Consider the following 17061-nt stretch of genomic DNA (forward strand, 5'->3'; position numbering starts at 1 on the left):
TTACGAATTTTGTGTGGTAACTTAATTGTACTAGCGGCAATAGACTATGTCTATTTTTTATGAAATTGAATTTGCGAAATATATTTTACCTTATCTCGCGACGGTCTCGGCGCTTGTCGGCAAGGGCACTGCTGGTGACGCACTGCGCTACCACCTGCAGACGGCGCGGCAGCACGGTGTCACGAGAGAGGAGATGGCCGCATTGCTCACGCATCTGGCCTTCTACGCTGGCTGGCCGAATGCCTGGGCTGCCTTCCCCGTGGCCAAGGAAGTCTACGCCGATGCAACGGATGCAGAGGGGCGCGGCGGCTTCTTCGGACTCGGCGAGCCCAATGATGCCTACGCCAAGTACTTCACGGGGCGGTCGTATTTGAACGTCTTGTCGAAGCCGGGCGAGCCGCTTGTCATCTGCAACGTCACGTTCGAGCCGGGCTGCCGCAATTTCTGGCATATCCACCACGCGAAGCAGGGCGGCGGCCAGGTCCTCATCTGCGTCGACGGCGAGGGCTGGTATCAGGAAGAAGGCAAGGCGCCGCAGAGCCTCACACCAGGCGACATCGTCGAGATTCCCGCAGGCGTCAAGCACTGGCACGGTGCCAAGCAGCACAGCTGGTTCTCCCACCTCGCCTTTGAGATCCCGGGCACGGAGACGAGCAACGAGTGGTGCGAGCCCGTCACGGAAGCCGAGTATCCGCAGGATTGACGCCTTATGTTAGAAGGAGAAATACTATGTTAGGAAATTTTACGTACTGCAATCCAGCAAAGCTTTATTTTGGCGATCAGTCGCTCGATTACTTGAACACGGAACTGCCGAAGTACGGCAAGAACGTCGTCCTGATCTACGGCGGCGGCTCGATCAAGAAGAACGGCATCTACGATGATGTCATCAAGATCCTCGAGGCGCAGGGCAAGAATGTGGCAGAGATCGCGGGCGTCATGCCAAATCCGACGCTCGCGAAGCTCTATGAGGGCATCGAGATCGCGCGCAAGCATCAGGCGGATCTGCTCCTGGCCGTCGGCGGCGGTTCGGTCTGTGACTATGCCAAGGCGGTGTCCGTCTCAGTCAATTGCGAGGAAGATCCGTGGGAGAAATACTTCGTGCGCTTTGAGGAGCCGTCCTGCGAGACGCTGCCGGTCGGCTGCGTGCTGACGATGGTCGGGACGGGCTCGGAGATGAATGCAGGTTGTGTCATCACCAATCAGGAGACAAAGCAGAAAATAGGTCACGTCTTTGCAGACGAGAAGATCATCCCGCGCTTTGCCATCCTGAACCCGCGGTACACGATGACGTTGCCGCACCGCCAGATGGTAGCAGGCATCTACGATATCTTCAATCACATCTGCGAGCAGTATTTCTCCGGTGAGGATGATAACACGAGCGATTACATCAGCGAGGGCCTGATGCGCTCCGTCCTGCATGCCAGCCGCATTGCCAACAAAAACCCGCAGGACTACGAGGCACGCAGCAACCTGATGTGGACGGCGACCTGGGCGCTCAACACGCTGATTGCCAAGGGGAAAAGCACGGACTGGATGGTTCACATGCTCGGCCAGGCCGTCGGCGCCTATACGAATGCGACGCACGGCATGACGCTTGCAGCTGTCTCACTGCCGTACTACCGCTACATCCTGCCGTACGGCCTGCCGAAATTCAAGCGCTTCGCCATTGAAGTCTGGAAGGTCAACCCGGAAGGCAAGACAGATGAGGAGATTGCCGAGGAAGGCCTCAAGGCCATGGAAGATTGGATGAAAGAACTCGGGCTTGCCATGAAGATCTCCGAGCTCGGCGCGACAAAAGATATGATCGATGGCATCGCCGATGCTACGCTCCTACTCGAGGGCGGCTACAAGGTGCTGAGTCGTAAGGAAATCGTTGAAATTTTGGAGGAAAGTCTCTGATGAAAAAAGGCTCTCGCGGAGAGGGCCTTTTTGATTTTATAGGGTGGCGACGGAAGAGACGTTCCGTTCACCCCCTCGTCTATTTCATTTCTTTTATATATAATAGAGGAGGTGTACCAATCATAGAAGATGATGGAGGAGTGGGAAAATGGAGATACGCGTACTGCAGTACTTTATGGCGGTAGCCAGGCATGAGAACATCACCAAGGCGGCGGAGGAACTTCACCTGACGCAGCCGACGCTTTCGCGGCAGCTGTCGGATCTCGAGGACGAACTGGGCGTGCAGCTGCTCGTGCGCGGGAAGCGCAAGACGCAGCTGACGGAAGCCGGACTGATATTCAAGGCGAGAGCGCAGGAGATTCTCAGCCTGACAGAAAAGACGAAGGAGCAGTTTGCCAAGATGGATGAGCTCGTGGCGGGAGACATCTACATTGGTGCCGGCGAGACGCAGGCGATGGCCTGTGTCGCGAAAGTCCTGGCGCCGCTGCGCCGCTCCTATCCGCACATCCAGTTCCATCTGGTCAGCGGCGATGAAGACCGGATCTACGATTCTCTGCAGAAGGGATTGCTCGACTTCGGGATTGTCTGCCGGCCGGATGCACCGCGGGCGTATGTGTTTCGCCGCATCCCGCACGACGATGCCTGGGGGCTCATGATGCGGGCAGACAACCCTCTGGCGGTCAAAGAGGCCGTACAGCGCGCCAATCTCTTGCAGGAGCCGCTCATTGTATCGGAGCAGGCGATGAAGCATCACGAGCTGGATCATTATTTCGGCAGCGCAGCGGAGAAAATCGAGGTGGCCGGCACCTACAACTTGCTCTACAATACAATCTTCTTCATCGAGGCGGGCATGGGCAGTGCGCTTTGCTTCAAGGGCATGGCGGATGCCGTAGGTTCGTCACGCGGGCTCGTCTTCCGTCCCTTGGACCCCGTGATTCGCTCGGCGAATTATGTGGTCTGGCGCAGAGACCAGGTCTTCTCCCGCGCCGGTCGTCTCGTCGTGGCGGCCCTGGACGAGGCGTTCTCTCATCATGCCTAAAATGTATCATAGGTTATTAAAACCAAGTATTTGTAATCATATACCCCTTCTCTTATAATGAATGCATCAAGTAAAACAACCGGGCATGCAGCGGTGAGCTGCAACGATGCAACAATAAGGAAGGGGTTTTTTCCATGAAGACATTCAAGAGCAAGAAAAGAGCCGCTTGGCTGATGGCCGCTGTGATGATGGGGACGTTCACTTTTGGAGGGATGACGATGCATACGACTTATGCAGCCGTGCCGACGAAAACGCTTGTGCACGATTCACAGATGAAGCATGCGACGATCAAGGATCTGGACAACGACACGCGCGTCTTCGCCGTGGACAAGACGATTGAGGCCAAGAAGGTCACGTTCCAGAACCGTTACGGCTTCGATGTGGCGGGCCACCTCTACCTGCCGAAGGATTTCGATGACAAGAAGCAGTACAAGGCTGTCGTCGTGACGGGCCCGTTCGGCGCAGTCAAGGAGCAGTCCTCAGGCCTCTACGCACAGGAGATGGCCAAGAATGGCTTTGTTGCCGTCGCCTTCGATCCGTCGACCACGGGGGAGAGCAGCGGCAAGCGCCGCAATATGGGCTCGCCGGAGATCTTCACGGAAGATTACAGCGCGGCGGTCGATTTCGTCAGCAACCTCAAGTTCGTCAACCCGCAGCAGATCGGTGCCATTGGCATCTGTGGTCTCTCGGGCATGGCCATCACGGCAGCGACGAATGATACGCGCATCAAGGCGGTCGCGACCTCGGCTATGTACGACATGTCGGACAGCATCCGCAACCACTATCAAGGGGATTACTATACGCCGGAGCAGCGCGAGATTGTCAAGCACCACCTGGCCGAGATGCGCGATGAGGAGGCAAAGACAGGCAAGTCCATTCCCGGCTCGCATGAGCTCGCCGTCGATAAGGATGGCAAGGTGATCTCGACGAAGACGATGTTCCCCGACAAGCTGCCGGCGGATGCACCGGATGTCGTGAAGGGCTTCTACGATTATTACGTCGGCCGCGCTTACCATCCGCGCGCCATCAACTCCAACACGCTGGCCTGGGATTCGACGACGCCATACGGCTTCTTCAACTTCTCGCTGATGGATCACATCAAGGAACTCAGCCCGCGCCCGCTGCTGCTCATCACAGGGGACAAGGCGCATTCTAAGTACTTCTCGGATGCGGTCTATGAAGCGGCAGATGGTCCGAAGGAGGAGATTGTCGTTCCGGGTGCTACGCATACGGATCTCTACGACCAGATGGACAAGATCCCCTTCGACCGCCTCGTCGCGTTTTTCAACAAGTACCTCGGTGAATGATTGCTGGAAAGACGTACCCGGGAGGAAGATGTTTGATGAGCAGATTGTTCTTTTTCTGTTGTGCTCTGATTGCACTTCTCGTGCTGGGATGTGGCGGCCCCGGAGTGGCAGCCACATCCTTGTCCGGGAAGGAGGCAGAGATGCACGAGACAGGAGCAGCATCCCTACTAGTGGGCAGCAAAGCGTATGCTCTGAAGTGGGCTGACACGGAGGCTGCTGCCGAGCTGCGGCAGCAGTTGCCGCTGGCCAAGACGTTTACAGAACTCCATGGCAACGAGAAATACTACAAACTGCCGCAGCACCTGACAGCGGCGGACGAAGATGTCCGCGAGATCCATAAGGGAGATGTCATGCTGTTTGACGGCCAGTATGTCGTGGTGTTCTATCAGGATTTTCAGACGACCTACCGCTACACGCGTCTGGGTCACGTCGAAGCAGCCAATGATCTGGACGCTGCTCTGGGAGCAGGTGATGTATTCCTGACCTTGCAACCATGAGATGGGGAGAGCGGTCTGGAGGCGGAAAGGATGAGATGATATGAAACGACAGCAGCTATTGCTCTTGATCTTGGCATTTGGTGTGTTCAGCATCCTCAATACGGAGATGGGCATCATCGGTATCCTGCCGATGGCGGCGGAGATGTACCAGGTGGATATCGTACAGGCGGGGATGCTCGTCAGTCTGTTCGCGCTTGGCGTGGCCATCGCAGGGCCGACGATGCCGTTGCTGTTCTCGCGCTTCAATCGCAAGCACGTGATGCTGCTTGTGCTGGGCGTGTTCACGATCTGCAATGCACTGGCCGTCGTTGCGAGCGACTTCCAGCTCCTTTTAGTGCTGCGCGTCGTGCCGGCCTTTTTCCACCCGGTCTACTGTGCACTCGCCTTCAGCGTGGCCGCTGCCTCGGTGGCTCCAGAGGATGCGCCGCGGGCTGTGGCGCGCATCAACATGGGCGTCGCGGCCGGCATGGTCGTCGGCGTGCCCATCAGCAATGTCCTGGCAGCGACGTTTGACTTTTCGATGGCGATGGTCTTCTTTGCAGGCGTGACGGGGCTCATGTTTCTGCTGACACTGGCCTTTGTGCCGGACTTGCCGGTGACGCAGCCAATGCGCTACGGCGCGCAGCTTTCCGTTCTGAAGCGCCCGCCGGTCTGGCTGGCCATCGTGGCGGTCATCTGCCTCAACGGTTCCATCTTCGGTGTCTACAACTACCTCGCTGATTATTTGCAGAAGGTTGCGGCACTGCCGGGAGAGCTCATCGCAGCGCTGCTCCTCGTCTATGGCCTCTTGAACATCTGCGGAAGCTATCTGGGGGGCAATTTCCTCGCCAGGTGTCCCAGCACGACCGTACGCCTTTTCCCGCTGTGTACCATCGCGCTCTACTGCCTGCTCTTTGTGGGCGGTGGGAAGTTGCTGCCTCTTCTTGCGGCACTGATTGTGGCCTGGGGTATCCTCGGTGGCATCAATGCGAACATCAATCAGTACCTGCTGGCCTGCGTGGCATCGGATGCGCCGGATTTCAGCAACGGCCTGTTCCTGACAGCGGCCAATCTCGGCTGCATGGCGGGAACCATAATCAGCGGCTTTTTCATCCGCAGCCTCGGCCTGCCCTTCGTCGTCTGCGGTGGCCTGCTGCTGGCGGCCGCTGCCCTGCTACTCACAAAGTTCGTACACTGCCGGGCAGATGAGCAACAGGCGACGGATTGTCCTATCGGCTCGTAACAAGTGGTTTTATGGCAGATTGCTGTTCGTTTTTGACGCTTCGGCGATGTGCTTCCGGAGCTCTTCAAGGAAGACACTGCTGGATTTTGAGAGCAGGCGGTATTTCTTCCAGACGATGACGGCGCTGAGCGTGAGGGCGGGCTCGCGTGGGATGAACTTTAAGTGGCCGGTGTCGAGCTGCAGCAGTTCGTCGATGCCAATCGCATTCACGATGCCCGTGCGGATGAAGTGGGAAGCGTTGCTGATGAGGTCGAACTTGCCGACGATGTTCATCGTTTCAGCGGATACCTTGCCGCCCGACCATTGACGGTAGTCATAGCGGTTGAGCGACTGGCGTGAGGAGACGAGCAGCGGCATTGCGTTCAGGTCATCGGGCGTGATGCCGCTATTCTGCGCCCATTTGCTGTCATCGCGCGTCACGATGCCGACGCGCATCGTTTCGGGCAGCCGGATGAAGTGATACTGCTCGACGTTGAATGGTTCGATCATCAGCGCAAAGTCGATAAGGCCGTGGGCGAGTTTTTCCTCGACGGTGTCAGCATTGCCGGTGAAGAGCTCGACCGTCAGGCGCGGGTAGCGGCTATGCAGCTCGGCAAAGAGATCGGCGAGGATGTGCATGGCATGCGTCTCGCCTGCGCCGATGCGGATACAGCCCGCAAGGTCAATCGTGTCATTCTTCATCTCGTCTTCTGTCTGGTTGACGAGCGCGAGGATTTCCTCGGCCCGCTGGCGCAGGTGTATGCCGTCCTCTGTCAGCACGGTGCTGCGGCTCGTGCGCGTGAAGAGCTTCTTGCCGAGCTCGTCTTCGAGGTCGGCAATCTGGCGCGAGAGTGTCGGCTGCGTCACATGCAGCACATTGGCGGCCTCGGTCATATTCTGTTCCCTGGCCACGGCCAGGAAGTACGATAAGGTGCGCAGTTCCATCAAAGATTCCCCTTTCGTCCGTATGCGATAAAAGTACCTGCTTCTATTTTAGGGAGCAGGTACTTTTTTGACAAGCATTTAATAATAAAAATGTATGACGCAAGCTGAAATATAAGCATTTCACATTTCAATGTAGAGCAGGTAAGATAAGAGTAGCAAGAGACGAAGATAAGAACTGGGAGGACAATAGAAATGAAGAAAAATATTGGTAAAGCCTTGGCACTGTATCCGGCACCGCTTATCGTTGTCGGCAGCCTGGTCGACGGCAAGCCGAATTGGACGCTCGTCGCGCATGCAGGCATCATGGCTCACAGCCATCTGATGCTCTCGATGGTCGAGAGCCATTATACGAATCGAGGAATCCTGGCGACGAAGAACGTATCGGTCAATGTCGTGGATGAGAGCTGGCTCAAAGAAGCGGACTATATGGGCGTAGTTTCCGGGAACAAGACCGATAAGTCTGGGACGTTTGCCTATACGCTCGGAGAGCAGGGGACACCGCTCATCGACAAGGCCAAAGTCTCGATTGAGTGTTCTGTCATCGATGACTACAAGCTGGATGGATTCGATAATTTCATCTGCCGCATTGAGAATACGTATGCAAGTGAGACGATCCTCAACAAAGCAGGCAAGATCGATTACCACGTGTTCAAGCCTGTCCTGTTCGAATTCCCGACGTATGAGTACTTCGTCACGGGAGAAAAGGTCGGTGACTGCGCGCGCATGAATCGCAACGCTCAGTGACGGTATGAGGGAAGCATATGGATTTGAAATCAATGAACCGCGGATATCAACAGGGAATATGTGAGGCCGATGCCTGCCGGTGCGAGCTTTCATCGTTGCCGGACGATGCCGCGCGCATCTGTTTTCTCAAGCGTCATCGACGCAAGCTCATGGCAGCCTTGCATGAGGCGGAGGAAAAGCTCTCCTGCATCGACTACATGATCTATGAACTGGAGAGGAAGCAGAAAGGGGGCGGCTCTGATGAATCGTAGGGAATTCTTGAAACTGACAGGCATGGGAGCCATGACGGTATTCCTCAGCGGCTGTGGCCTTTCGGCACTGACGGGACAGGAAAAGGATGCTTCAGGTATGGCAGCGCATGAGAAAGGTGAGATTTCGGGAGGGAAAGCAATGAAGATTGTCGTGATCACAAGCAGTCCGCATCCACATGATGAATCAACATCCATCTATCTGGCTGACCGCTTCACAAAAGGAGCAACACAGGCCGGCCATGAGGTATTCACCTTTGACGCGGCCAACAGTGAGACGCATCCGTGCCGCGGCTGCGACCAGTGCCATATGGATGGCCCGTGTATCTGGAAGGACGACATCGAGAACGCCTTGATGCCGAAGATGCTGGAGGCAGATCTGCTCGTGCTGACGACGCCGCTCTATTACTTCGGCATGTCGGCACAGCTCAAGACAATCGTTGACCGCTTCTACTCGCGGACGGGCAGGCTGCACGGCAAGAAGTCCATCCTGATCGCGACGGCTTACAACCGTGACGATTGGACGATGGCGGCACTCGTCGATCACTACGACACACTGGTCCGCTATATGGAATGGCAGGATGTCGGCAAAGTACTCGGCATCGGCTGCGGTTCGCGCTCGCTCGTTGAGAACTCGAAGTTCGGCGACATGGCAGAGCAGATGGGGGCGAATCTTTGAGTAATAGGGTGAATGAAGGAGCAGGAATATGGAATACACGAGATTGGGCAAGACGGATATTGAGGTTTCGCGCGTATGCCTGGGCTGCATGAGTTTTGGCAAGCCGACGATGCATGCGTGGACGCTCGATGAAGCGGCGAGCGAGCAGGTGATCTGCCACGCGCTGGCCCTTGGCATCAATTTCTTTGACACGGCAAACTGCTACAGCAGCGGGACGTCGGAGGAGTACCTTGGTCGGGCGCTGCAACGCAATCATATTCCCCGGGATAAGGTTGTGTTGGCCTCGAAGGTCTACTTTAATGAAGGCCGTCTTTCAAAGAATGCCATCCAGAGGGAAATCGAGGGCAGCCTGAAACGCCTCGGCACGGATTACCTGGACCTTTACATCATCCATCGTTTCGATTATGACACGCCGATGGAAGAGACGATGGAAGCCCTGGATGGGCTTGTCCGGGTCGGCAAGGTACGGGCCATCGGAGCTTCCGCGATGTATGGGTACCAGTTTATGAACATGCAGCATATCGCTGAACAGCACGGTTGGACGCCGTTCTCTGTCATGGAGAACCACTACAACTTGCTCTACCGCGAAGATGAGCGGGAACTCATCCCCATCTGCAAGCAGATGCAGGTTTCATTGATGCCGTACAGTTCGCTAGCAGCCGGTCATCTGGCGCGCAGGACATGGCGTTCTGATTCCCTGCGTGGCAAGACCGACCGCGTGGCCATGGGGAAATATGACCGAAGCGAACAGGAGGACATGAAGATTGTCGAGCGTGTCTATGAGCTGTCGGAGCGCTATGGTGTCAAGATGCAACAGATTGCTCTGGCCTGGGAATGGGCGAAAGGTGTTGCCACCCCGATTGTCGGCGCGACAAAGACGAAGTATCTCGATGATGCAGTTGGCGCACTCGCCGTCTCGCTGACCGAAGAGGACATTGCCTATCTGGAGGAGCCTTACATTCCACACAGGGTTGTCGGGGCCATCCTCGAGAATCCGCCGCAGGGCGTCGTTCTGCTCGATGAAAAGAACGAATAAGAAAAGCATATATGAATCCATGAGGAAAGGAAACTGGGGGATGATGGTATGATTTTTCAGAGGAGCAGACCGGATTGGAAAGGGCGACTGGCCAACGTCCTCATCCTCTTTGGACTTGTCTATGCGTGGCTCTGCTTCACATGCGTCTTGCGTCAGGGCCATGTCTCGGAGGACGACTACGTGCGCATGACGCAGGAAATCGTCGAGCAGAGCTTGCCGAAGGATGCTGTGCCGGCTGGTTGGGAGCGTTCGGTAAGGGAGACGAGAGAGGTGCAGCCATGAGGTACGGCCTGGATATCTTGATGCTCGTCCTGCTGGTCGGTGAGATGATGTTCTTCTATCTGCCGCCTCTGGTACATGAAGCTGTAGGGGTGGCCTTCTTGTTGCCGATTGCCTGGCATCTCGCACTCAACCGCCGCTATGTCTCGTCGCTTGGAAGCGGACGGTGGAATGAGCCGCGGGCTCTTCGGTGCCTGCTGAACATCCTGTTCGCTGCTGCCTGCTTTTTGACGGTCATCAGCGGCTGCCTGACATCGAGCGAGCTCTTTGCAGATGTCGTGCCGTTCTCGCTGCGCGGCAATCCTTCGCTCTATCAGCTGCACAGCACGGCGGCGCGGTACTTCCTGGTCTTAGCGGGACTCCATCTCGGTCTGCACTTGAAGGCTTGGTGGCAGAAATGGCTGCACGCTGCAGGCATCCCCTCGCGGCCATTGCCTGCAAGGATGCTCCTATTGGGGTTCGGTATGCTGCTAGGGGCAGCCGGTATCTATGCAGCCCATCAAGATCGGCTCGTCGAGCACCTGCAGGGCGCACATATCTTCATGACGCCGGCACTTTCATATAATGGTGCGGGCTATGCGTTGACGCAGGCAGGCATCTTCCTGTTGTTTGCCGAGATTGGCTGGCTTTTATCGCTTTGGAAAGGAGTGCGGAAAAAATGAATCGCAGAGAGTTTTTGAGAATCGGTGGCATGAGCATGATGGCTCTGGTACTTGGCGGATGCGGACTGTCCTCGCTGACGGGGGAGTCATCGGGCGGACAGGCTGGCAGCAGCGCGGCCGCCGGCACGGCAGCGTCCTCCTCGTCGGGTACGGCAGCGGCGGCAGGCGGCAAGACGCTTGTCGTCTATTATTCCGCCACAGGACGCACGGAGCGGGTGGCTGAGGTCATTGCCAAGGAGCGTGGGGCGGATATCATGAAGCTTGTCCCTTCGCCGGACTACATGGAGGCAGACCTCGACTACAATGACGCGGGCAGCCGCGTGAGCCGCGAGCACGACGACGCTTCGCTGCGCGAGAAGATCCAGCTCCAGAAGGCGGTGCCCGACAACTGGGCCTCGTATGACACGGTCTTCATCGGCTACCCGATCTGGTGGGGGATTGCAGCCTGGCCGGTCGATGCTTTCGTCAAGGCCAATGATTTTTCGGGTAAGCAGGTTGTGACCTTTGCGACGGCTGCGAGCTCACCGCTCGGCAACAGCGGCAAACTCCTCGCCGAGATGGCCGGAGGCAAGGGCAGCTGGCAGGACGGCACGTGCTTCACGGGCAGCCTCAGCGATGCCAAGGTCAAGGACTGGCTCAAGTCCCTCAAGCTGTCAAACTAACAGAAACACCTCGATGCATGGACGGCATCGAGGTGTTTTTCATTTCGTCAGCGTGACGCGGTCAATCGTGGAGCCGTCTTCCAGGAAGCAGGTGGCGATGAGCTTTGCAGGCGTGACGGTGAGCGTCATGTAGTTGCGGTAGCGGTTTGGGTCGGACTGGTCGAGGCTGACTTTGTCAAAGGTCGTGTCGGGCGGCACGGTGTACCGCTCGTTGCCGGCGGGACCGAACATCAGGTAGACCGGACCGCGGCGGTCTGGCTGTTCGTTGTAGATATGGCCGCGGTTGCGGTAGGTGTGCATGTGGCCGGTGAGTACCAGGTCGATGCCGAGCGCATCGAAGGCCTTCATGAAGTCGTGGCCGACATCGCTGATGCCGCCTGCATGGCCCGTGCCCGGCTGGTACTCGTCGTAGGCGATGACGTCCTTGTGCATCAGGACGATGTTCCAGGGTTTTTGGGAAGATTCGGCATCGTGCTTGAGCCAGAGCAGCTCTTCCTGCAGGAGGCCGGGCTTCAGGTCGTCGAGCTCAGTGATCTGCGTGTTGAGCACGATGAAGTGGGCGGGGCCGTAGTCGAATGAATAGTAGTAGCCGGGGAAATTCCGACTGCCGTTATCGGGGACCGAAAAGGATGTGAGATAGCGGCGCGGCAGGGCAAACTGCCAGTCGAGACCGTAGCATTCATGGTTGCCCATGACGGGGACGAACGGCATGTCCTTCGCGCGGCCGCCCGTGAGCACGGAGAGAAAACTGTCCCAGTGCCAAGAGGATTGGCCGTTGTCGGTGAGGTCGCCGATGTCGGCGAGAAATGATGCCTGGGGATTGCGCGCAAGGGCTTTCTCGAGGAGCTGTGCGAAGGGTTCATATGTTTCGCCGCACTGGGAGTCGTCGATCAGCAGTGCCTCGAAGGCGGATACTTCACTGGCAGCCGTCACAATCGGCAGTGTGACGGTCTCATCTGCCATCCGGATGGTGCCCTCGTAATGCGTTGCGGGTGCCAGGCCCGTGAGGTGCACGGTGTAGAACGTCGTGGTCGTCGCGTCCTGCAGCAGGGTGTTGGCCTCTGGTGCATAGGGCTCAGGACTGCCGCCCGGCGCGGTCAGTACAAAGGCTGCATCCTGACGCCCGCCGTCTGCCTGCCACATGACGGTGCGGCTCGTGCTGGAGTCTGCTGTGATGATCTGGCGCGGGAACTGTATCGTGCGGCTCGCAGCAGATGCCGGGATGTATCGCCCGAGGCCGAGTGCTACGAGCGCGCTCGTGCAGAGTTTGAGGAAGGTTCTTCTGGACATTTTATGCATGATTTCCTCCTGTCGATTTCTTACTAGTATTATACGTCATTTGCCCCGCTGGGACAATTTTCCTGCGATGAAAGCAGGATTTTTTTGAAATTTCTCGTAATCTTTTTATTAGTGATGAATTGGATTTTGATTCCTGGTCAAAAGGAGGGATTCTTATGGCAGTCGTGGCTGCTATGGCGGTGCCACATCCGCCCATCATCCTGCCGGAGATCGGCAGGGGTGAGGAGAAGAAGATTGCGAGGACGACGGCGGCTTATCGCGAGGTCATGCGCCGTGCGGCGGCGCTGGAGCCGGATACGGTCGTCATCACGAGCCCGCACGCGACACTTTACAGCGATTACTTCCACATTTCACCGGGCAAGAAGGCTGTGGGGGATTTCTCGGCGTTCCGTTGCCCGGAAGTCAAGATCGAGGCGGCGTACGATGATGTCTTCTCAAAGGCACTGGCGGATTCCTGTGCGGCAGACGATCTTCCTGCCGGATTCCTCGGCGAGCGGGAGCCGGCGCTCGACCACGGCACGATGATCCCGCTCTACTTCCTGCAGCCGGAGCTCAAAAAGCCGGTCAAGGTCGTGCGCATCGGGCTCTCGGGCCTCGGCGCGGATGTCCACTACCGGCTCGGCGAGAAAATCGCAGAGACGGCAGAAAAGCTCGGCCGCCGCGTCGTATTCATCGCGAGCGGCGACCTCTCGCACAAGCTCAAGGAAGATGGCCCGTACGGCTTTGCCAAGGAAGGGCCTGTCTTTGACGAGAAAGTCACGAAGGCTCTCGGCGCGGCGGATTTCCTGTCTCTTCTGACGATCTCGCCGGAACTTGCTGAGGGCGCGGCAGAGTGCGGCCTGCGCTCCTTCTGGATCATGGCGGGCGCCTTTGACTGCCAGATGGTCCATGCGGAACTCCTCGCGCATGAGGGCCCGTTTGGCGTCGGCTACGGCGTCGCATACTTCACGCCGGAAGGCCGTGATGATTCGCGCGACATCGGCCGCCAGCTCATCGAGAAGGAGGCGAATGACATCGCGGCGATACGCGAGCATGAGGACGCTTATGTGCGCCTGGCGCGCGCGAGTCTCGAAACGTTTGTGCGCAGCCACGTCATGATGCCCCTGCCGAAAGACCTTCCTGAGGATCTGCAGGACAGGCGCGCGGGGTGCTTCGTCTCCATCAAGAAGGATGGACGCCTGCGCGGCTGCATCGGCACGCTGGCACCGGGCCGCCGCAATCTCGCCGAGGAGATCATCTGCAACGCCGTCTCGGCTGGCATGCACGACCCGCGCTTCCCGCAGGTCACGCCGGACGAACTTTCGAGACTAGTCTACGATGTCGATGTGCTGTCTGAGCCGGAGCCGATTGACTCGCCGAAGGCTCTTGACGTCAAGCGCTACGGCGTCATCGTGCAGAACGGTGAGCGGCGCGGCGTCCTGCTGCCGGATCTCGCGGGCGTCGATTCCGTCGAGCAGCAGATCGCCATCGCGCGCCGCAAGGGCAATATCGGCGCGAAGGAGAAGGTAACGCTCTGGCGCTTCGAGGTGAAGCGCCATGTCTGATGCAACTGGAGTACCTGGCAGAAAAGCTGTCTGCTGGCTCTGCCCGCACCGCTGCCATCTTTCTGATGGGCAGACAGGATTCTGCCGCGCGAGGCAGAATCAGGGTGGCATCATCCGCTCTCTGAGTTACGGCCTCTTGACGTCGGCGGCACTCGACCCCATCGAGAAGAAGCCGCTCTATCACTTCCGTCCCGGCAGCATGATCCTGTCGCTCGGCAGTTTCGGCTGCAATCTGCGCTGCCCGTTCTGCCAGAATTACACGATCTCACAGGCGGGGCGCGACGGATTTGAGGGACAGCAGCTGCCGATGGACCGCACATCGCCGAAGGAGATTGTGGCGGCGGCTCAGCGGCTCGAGGAGACGTCGGGCAATATCGGTGTGGCCTTTACCTACAACGAACCGCTCGTCGGCTATGAATTCGTCTGCGATACGGCACGCCTGCTCAAGGAAGCGGGCCTCGCCGTCGTGCTCGTGACGAACGGCCAGATCACGGCAGAGCCTTGGCTGCACTTGCTGCCGTATGTCGATGCGGTCAACATCGACCTCAAGGGCTTCACGCAGTCGTTCTACGACTGGATCGGCGGTGACCTCAAGACGACAAAAGCCGCCATCGAGATGGCGGCCGAAGCGGGCGTCCATGTGGAAGTCACGACGCTCGTGATACCGGGAAAGAACGATAGCGCCGAGGAGATGGCGGCGGAGGCAGAGTGGCTGGCGGGCATCTCAGCGGAGCTGCCGCTCCACCTCTCGCGTTACTTCCCGCGCTACCTTTCAGATATCCCCATGACGCCTGCTGAGACGCTGCAGCGACTCAGGCGGATTGCCGGAGCAAGGCTGCGCTTTGTTCACCTCGGCAATGTCTGATCACGCTTCTGGTGCGTGCTTGGCAGCTCGTTTCTCGTAGATCCAGGCGCCCACGACCAGGACGACGGCGAAGATGCAGACGACGATGAGGCGCGTCGGGTCTTCCTGATGCGTGAGCGTGTCGTGGCCAATGATGGCCTCGATGCCCGTCGAGGGGAATTTGCCGACGAAGGAGGCGATGACGTAATCGCGCATCGACATGGCGGAGAGTGCGCCGAGCGCATTGAGCAGGATGGAGGGGAAGTACGGCACCATGCGGGCAATCAGCATGACGACGAAGCCCCGCCTGCCGCTGTACTTATCGAGATTTGATAGGGTCGGGTGCTTGTTGATGATCTTCTCGGCCGCATCGCGGAAGAAGAAGCGCAGCAGCACGAAGCTCAGCAGGACGCCGACGGTCTCGGCGGTGACGGAGAGGAAGATGCCCCAGAAGATGCCGAAGATCAGCGTGTTGGCTGTCGAGAAGATGATGGCGGGCGGAAAGCCCAGCGCATTGACGAAGAGCGTCAAGAGGAAGCTGAAGACGACGGCCCATTTGCCGAAGGAGGCGATGTAGGCGGCTGTCTCCTGGATGTCGCCGCGTGCGAGCAGCCCGCAGAGGTGCGGCAGGAAGGCAGGGTCTGCCAGGTGGATGATGAGGAAGAGCAGGACGATGGCCAGTGCAGCAGCCACCTTGACCATGCCCATGGATTTTTTCATATGGTGATTCCTCCTAGAGTCAATCTTGCTGGTGTTTGTCTTTTCATTATAGCATCGATTCGATGGAGATTGCCTGAATCCCACCGACTTTTTGCAGGAGTTCCTGTACATCGATGGAGATTCCTTGGATTCTATGATAAAATAAAAAATATTAGTCTGATTTCAAGGAGGAGTTCTCATGCAGGAATTGCTGCCTGGATTTTTGGCAGCGCTCTCTCTTTCGGCCTCGCTGCTGCTCGTGCCGACGCTCCTGACACAGGTGGGGGCGCCGTTCATGGGCATCTACACGGCCTCGATGCTCATGGCCTTCGCGGGCACGCTGGCCTTCGGGAGGCTCGGTCTGCCCGTCGCTGCAGCGCCGGGAGCGGCGCTGACCTCGTGGCTCGTCGCCATCGTCATGCTTGCGCACGGCGTGAGCTGGCAGATGGTGCTCTTCATGGGCGCTGTCGTCTCGCTCGTCATGACGGCAGCACTCGCCTTCACTGTATTCTCGAAGCGGCCGGGACGGCTGGCGGGACTTGTTCAGCTTTTCCCCCCGTGCATCGCGGACGGCCTTCAGGGTGCTGTCGGCCTCATGCTGCTCGTGCAGGGCCTCTATCAGGGGCACCTCCTCATGGGCTCGCCGACGGGCCCTGTGCAGCTCGGCAATATGGCCGATCCTGTCGCGTATATCAGTCTCGTCGGCATCATCGCGATGCTCTCCCTCATGGCTGTCGGAGCGCGCTGGGCCGTGCTCGGCGGCGTTCTCACGAGCGCTGTTCTCGCTTTCTCTGGCGGCTTCTGGGTACTGCCGGACGCTCCTTTTTTCCTGCCGGAGGGCCTTGACCGCACCGGCCTTCAGCTCATATTCATGAACGGGTGGGAAAATATAAGGGTATGTGATTATGCAGACCTCTCGCTCGTCCTTGTGCTCTTCCTCATTCTCTCAGGGTGGGGAGGGCTCAAGGCACTTGCTCCGCATCTTGATGACGGGCAGATGGGACGGTCACTGCTATCCCTGAGTGGCCTGAGCTTCATCGCCTGCCTGCTCGGCACGATGCCGCTGACGGCGGCGCCGGAGTCGGCGGCGGGGCAGGCCACGGGCGGCCGCACGGGCCGCATGGCGTACTGGACGGCAGCCTTCCTCGCGCTCCTGCTCTTCATGGAGCCGACGCTGCAGTCGATGGCCTCATTCCCGAGCATCTTCGCTCCGGCCTTCGCCGGGGCAGGGCTCGTACTCCTGCTGCGCATGAAGCCGGTGTTCTCAGGCGGTCTTGCAGACAAGGTGGCAGCGGGGCTGCTCTTCCTCATCTTGCCGCTGACGCAGGACGTTGCGGCAGGTCTCGGGGCGGCCTGCATCGCTTACGTCAGCCTGACCCTGCTGTCGGGCGGGCACGTCAGCCGCTTCCTGCGCGTGCTGGCGGTGGCCTTCCTCTTGTATTTTTTCTATGGTTTCTGGTCAATCTTGTAACTCGTA

Annotated in this window: 19 protein-coding genes; 16 read left to right on the forward strand and 3 right to left on the reverse strand. The window is 58.2% G+C overall.

The features are described 5' to 3' along the window. Positions 1-46 precede the first annotated feature (46 nt). The 6 genes from T518_RS07325 to T518_RS07350 all read left to right on the forward strand — a co-directional run bounded on the left by T518_RS07325 (position 47) and on the right by T518_RS07350 (position 5964). Positions 47-703 carry a carboxymuconolactone decarboxylase family protein gene (locus T518_RS07325; RefSeq protein ID WP_081828461.1) on the forward strand — a complete coding sequence of 219 codons (657 nt, stop codon included), beginning with the start codon at positions 47-49 and terminating at the stop codon, positions 701-703. Between the two features lie 26 nt (positions 704-729). After that, positions 730-1899 carry an iron-containing alcohol dehydrogenase gene (locus T518_RS07330; RefSeq protein ID WP_036377602.1) on the forward strand — a complete coding sequence of 390 codons (1170 nt, stop codon included), beginning with the start codon at positions 730-732 and terminating at the stop codon, positions 1897-1899. Positions 1900-2047: 148 nt separating this feature from the next. After that, positions 2048-2938 (forward strand): LysR family transcriptional regulator, encoded by an 891-nt coding sequence (locus T518_RS07335; protein WP_036377605.1) that lies wholly within the window; start codon positions 2048-2050, stop codon positions 2936-2938. Between the two features lie 218 nt (positions 2939-3156). Beyond that, entirely contained in the window at positions 3157-4245 is a 1089-nt protein-coding gene (locus T518_RS07340; RefSeq protein ID WP_051652248.1) for an alpha/beta hydrolase, read from the forward strand. 119 nt (positions 4246-4364) lie between these two features. Beyond that, complete coding sequence (locus T518_RS07345) at positions 4365-4742, forward strand: cyclophilin-like fold protein (protein WP_155948105.1); 378 nt, start codon at positions 4365-4367, stop codon at positions 4740-4742. Between the two features lie 40 nt (positions 4743-4782). Then, positions 4783-5964: an MFS transporter gene (locus T518_RS07350; protein WP_036377607.1), complete on the forward strand. Its 1182-nt coding sequence runs from the start codon at positions 4783-4785 to the stop codon at positions 5962-5964. A 9-nt stretch (positions 5965-5973) separates the two neighbouring features. Here T518_RS07350 and T518_RS07355 read toward each other — a convergent pair whose 3' ends face one another. After that, positions 5974-6888 carry a LysR family transcriptional regulator gene (locus T518_RS07355; RefSeq protein WP_036377610.1) on the reverse strand — a complete coding sequence of 305 codons (915 nt, stop codon included), beginning with the start codon at positions 6886-6888 and terminating at the stop codon, positions 5974-5976. Positions 6889-7080: 192 nt separating this feature from the next. Between T518_RS07355 and T518_RS07360 the strand changes: the two genes are divergently transcribed. From T518_RS07360 to T518_RS07390, 7 genes are read left to right on the forward strand one after another with little or no spacing between them, the layout of a single operon-like run. Further along, the gene (locus T518_RS07360) at positions 7081-7632 is read left to right on the forward strand and encodes a flavin reductase family protein (protein WP_036377613.1); all 552 of its coding nucleotides are present in this window, start codon (positions 7081-7083) and stop codon (positions 7630-7632) included. 17 nt (positions 7633-7649) lie between these two features. Next, positions 7650-7883 (forward strand): hypothetical protein, encoded by a 234-nt coding sequence (locus T518_RS07365; protein WP_036377616.1) that lies wholly within the window; start codon positions 7650-7652, stop codon positions 7881-7883. Then, positions 7873-8559 carry a flavodoxin family protein gene (locus T518_RS07370; RefSeq protein ID WP_036377619.1) on the forward strand — a complete coding sequence of 229 codons (687 nt, stop codon included), beginning with the start codon at positions 7873-7875 and terminating at the stop codon, positions 8557-8559. The genes T518_RS07365 and T518_RS07370 overlap by 11 nt, the downstream gene beginning before the upstream one ends. Before the next feature lie 28 nt (positions 8560-8587). Next, a complete protein-coding gene (locus T518_RS07375) occupies positions 8588-9595 on the forward strand; it encodes an aldo/keto reductase (RefSeq protein ID WP_036377621.1) in 1008 nt (335 codons plus the stop codon). Positions 9596-9643: 48 nt separating this feature from the next. Continuing rightward, the gene (locus T518_RS07380) at positions 9644-9877 is read left to right on the forward strand and encodes a hypothetical protein (RefSeq protein ID WP_036377625.1); all 234 of its coding nucleotides are present in this window, start codon (positions 9644-9646) and stop codon (positions 9875-9877) included. Then, positions 9874-10536, forward strand: a complete 663-nt coding sequence (locus tag T518_RS07385; protein ID WP_036377627.1) for a hypothetical protein — start codon at positions 9874-9876, stop codon at positions 10534-10536. The genes T518_RS07380 and T518_RS07385 overlap by 4 nt, the downstream gene beginning before the upstream one ends. Positions 10537-10550: 14 nt before the next feature. Further along, entirely contained in the window at positions 10551-11198 is a 648-nt protein-coding gene (locus tag T518_RS07390) for a flavodoxin (RefSeq protein ID WP_248617170.1), read from the forward strand. A 39-nt stretch (positions 11199-11237) separates the two neighbouring features. Here T518_RS07390 and T518_RS07395 read toward each other — a convergent pair whose 3' ends face one another. Further along, positions 11238-12488: a purple acid phosphatase family protein gene (locus T518_RS07395; RefSeq protein ID WP_036377633.1), complete on the reverse strand. Its 1251-nt coding sequence runs from the start codon at positions 12486-12488 to the stop codon at positions 11238-11240. A gap of 164 nt (positions 12489-12652) precedes the next feature. Between T518_RS07395 and amrA the strand changes: the two genes are divergently transcribed. Together amrA and amrS are read left to right on the forward strand one after the other, a co-directional pair. Beyond that, positions 12653-14041: an AmmeMemoRadiSam system protein A gene (gene amrA / locus T518_RS07400; protein WP_036377636.1), complete on the forward strand. Its 1389-nt coding sequence runs from the start codon at positions 12653-12655 to the stop codon at positions 14039-14041. Next, complete coding sequence (amrS, locus tag T518_RS07405; protein ID WP_036377638.1) at positions 14034-14906, forward strand: AmmeMemoRadiSam system radical SAM enzyme; 873 nt, start codon at positions 14034-14036, stop codon at positions 14904-14906. Before amrA ends, amrS begins: the two co-directional genes overlap by 8 nt. Here the strand turns inward: amrS and T518_RS07410 are convergent, their stop codons facing one another. Next, positions 14907-15605 (reverse strand): TVP38/TMEM64 family protein, encoded by a 699-nt coding sequence (locus T518_RS07410; protein WP_036377641.1) that lies wholly within the window; start codon positions 15603-15605, stop codon positions 14907-14909. 178 nt (positions 15606-15783) lie between these two features. Here T518_RS07410 and T518_RS07415 point away from each other — a divergent pair, with 178 nt between their 5' ends. Beyond that, complete coding sequence (locus T518_RS07415) at positions 15784-17055, forward strand: hypothetical protein (protein ID WP_036377644.1); 1272 nt, start codon at positions 15784-15786, stop codon at positions 17053-17055. Positions 17056-17061: the final 6 nt, after the last annotated feature.

Origin of the sequence: Mitsuokella jalaludinii DSM 13811 (assembly GCF_000702905.1) — a bacterium.
Classification (GTDB): Bacteria; Bacillota; Negativicutes; order Selenomonadales; family Selenomonadaceae; genus Mitsuokella; species Mitsuokella jalaludinii.

What these genes read in the sequence shown, in the direction of transcription:
- T518_RS07370 (WP_036377619.1), top strand. Translation starts at nt 7,873, where the DNA reads ATGAATCGTAGGGAATTCTTGAAACTGACAGGCATGGGAGCCATGACG.
- T518_RS07340 (WP_051652248.1), top strand. Translation starts at nt 3,157, where the DNA reads ATGCATACGACTTATGCAGCCGTGCCGACGAAAACGCTTGTGCACGAT.
- T518_RS07380 (WP_036377625.1), top strand. Translation starts at nt 9,644, where the DNA reads ATGATTTTTCAGAGGAGCAGACCGGATTGGAAAGGGCGACTGGCCAAC.
- T518_RS07355 (WP_036377610.1), bottom strand. Translation starts at nt 6,888, where the DNA reads ATGGAACTGCGCACCTTATCGTACTTCCTGGCCGTGGCCAGGGAACAG.
- T518_RS07335 (WP_036377605.1), top strand. Translation starts at nt 2,048, where the DNA reads ATGGAGATACGCGTACTGCAGTACTTTATGGCGGTAGCCAGGCATGAG.
- T518_RS07395 (WP_036377633.1), bottom strand. Translation starts at nt 12,488, where the DNA reads ATGTCCAGAAGAACCTTCCTCAAACTCTGCACGAGCGCGCTCGTAGCA.
- T518_RS07410 (WP_036377641.1), bottom strand. Translation starts at nt 15,605, where the DNA reads ATGAAAAAATCCATGGGCATGGTCAAGGTGGCTGCTGCACTGGCCATC.
- T518_RS07375 (WP_036377621.1), top strand. Translation starts at nt 8,588, where the DNA reads ATGGAATACACGAGATTGGGCAAGACGGATATTGAGGTTTCGCGCGTA.
- T518_RS07325 (WP_081828461.1), top strand. Translation starts at nt 47, where the DNA reads ATGTCTATTTTTTATGAAATTGAATTTGCGAAATATATTTTACCTTAT.
- T518_RS07385 (WP_036377627.1), top strand. Translation starts at nt 9,874, where the DNA reads ATGAGGTACGGCCTGGATATCTTGATGCTCGTCCTGCTGGTCGGTGAG.
- T518_RS07365 (WP_036377616.1), top strand. Translation starts at nt 7,650, where the DNA reads ATGGATTTGAAATCAATGAACCGCGGATATCAACAGGGAATATGTGAG.
- T518_RS07350 (WP_036377607.1), top strand. Translation starts at nt 4,783, where the DNA reads ATGAAACGACAGCAGCTATTGCTCTTGATCTTGGCATTTGGTGTGTTC.
- T518_RS07330 (WP_036377602.1), top strand. Translation starts at nt 730, where the DNA reads ATGTTAGGAAATTTTACGTACTGCAATCCAGCAAAGCTTTATTTTGGC.
- T518_RS07360 (WP_036377613.1), top strand. Translation starts at nt 7,081, where the DNA reads ATGAAGAAAAATATTGGTAAAGCCTTGGCACTGTATCCGGCACCGCTT.
- amrS (WP_036377638.1), top strand. Translation starts at nt 14,034, where the DNA reads ATGTCTGATGCAACTGGAGTACCTGGCAGAAAAGCTGTCTGCTGGCTC.
- T518_RS07415 (WP_036377644.1), top strand. Translation starts at nt 15,784, where the DNA reads ATGCAGGAATTGCTGCCTGGATTTTTGGCAGCGCTCTCTCTTTCGGCC.
- amrA (WP_036377636.1), top strand. Translation starts at nt 12,653, where the DNA reads ATGGCAGTCGTGGCTGCTATGGCGGTGCCACATCCGCCCATCATCCTG.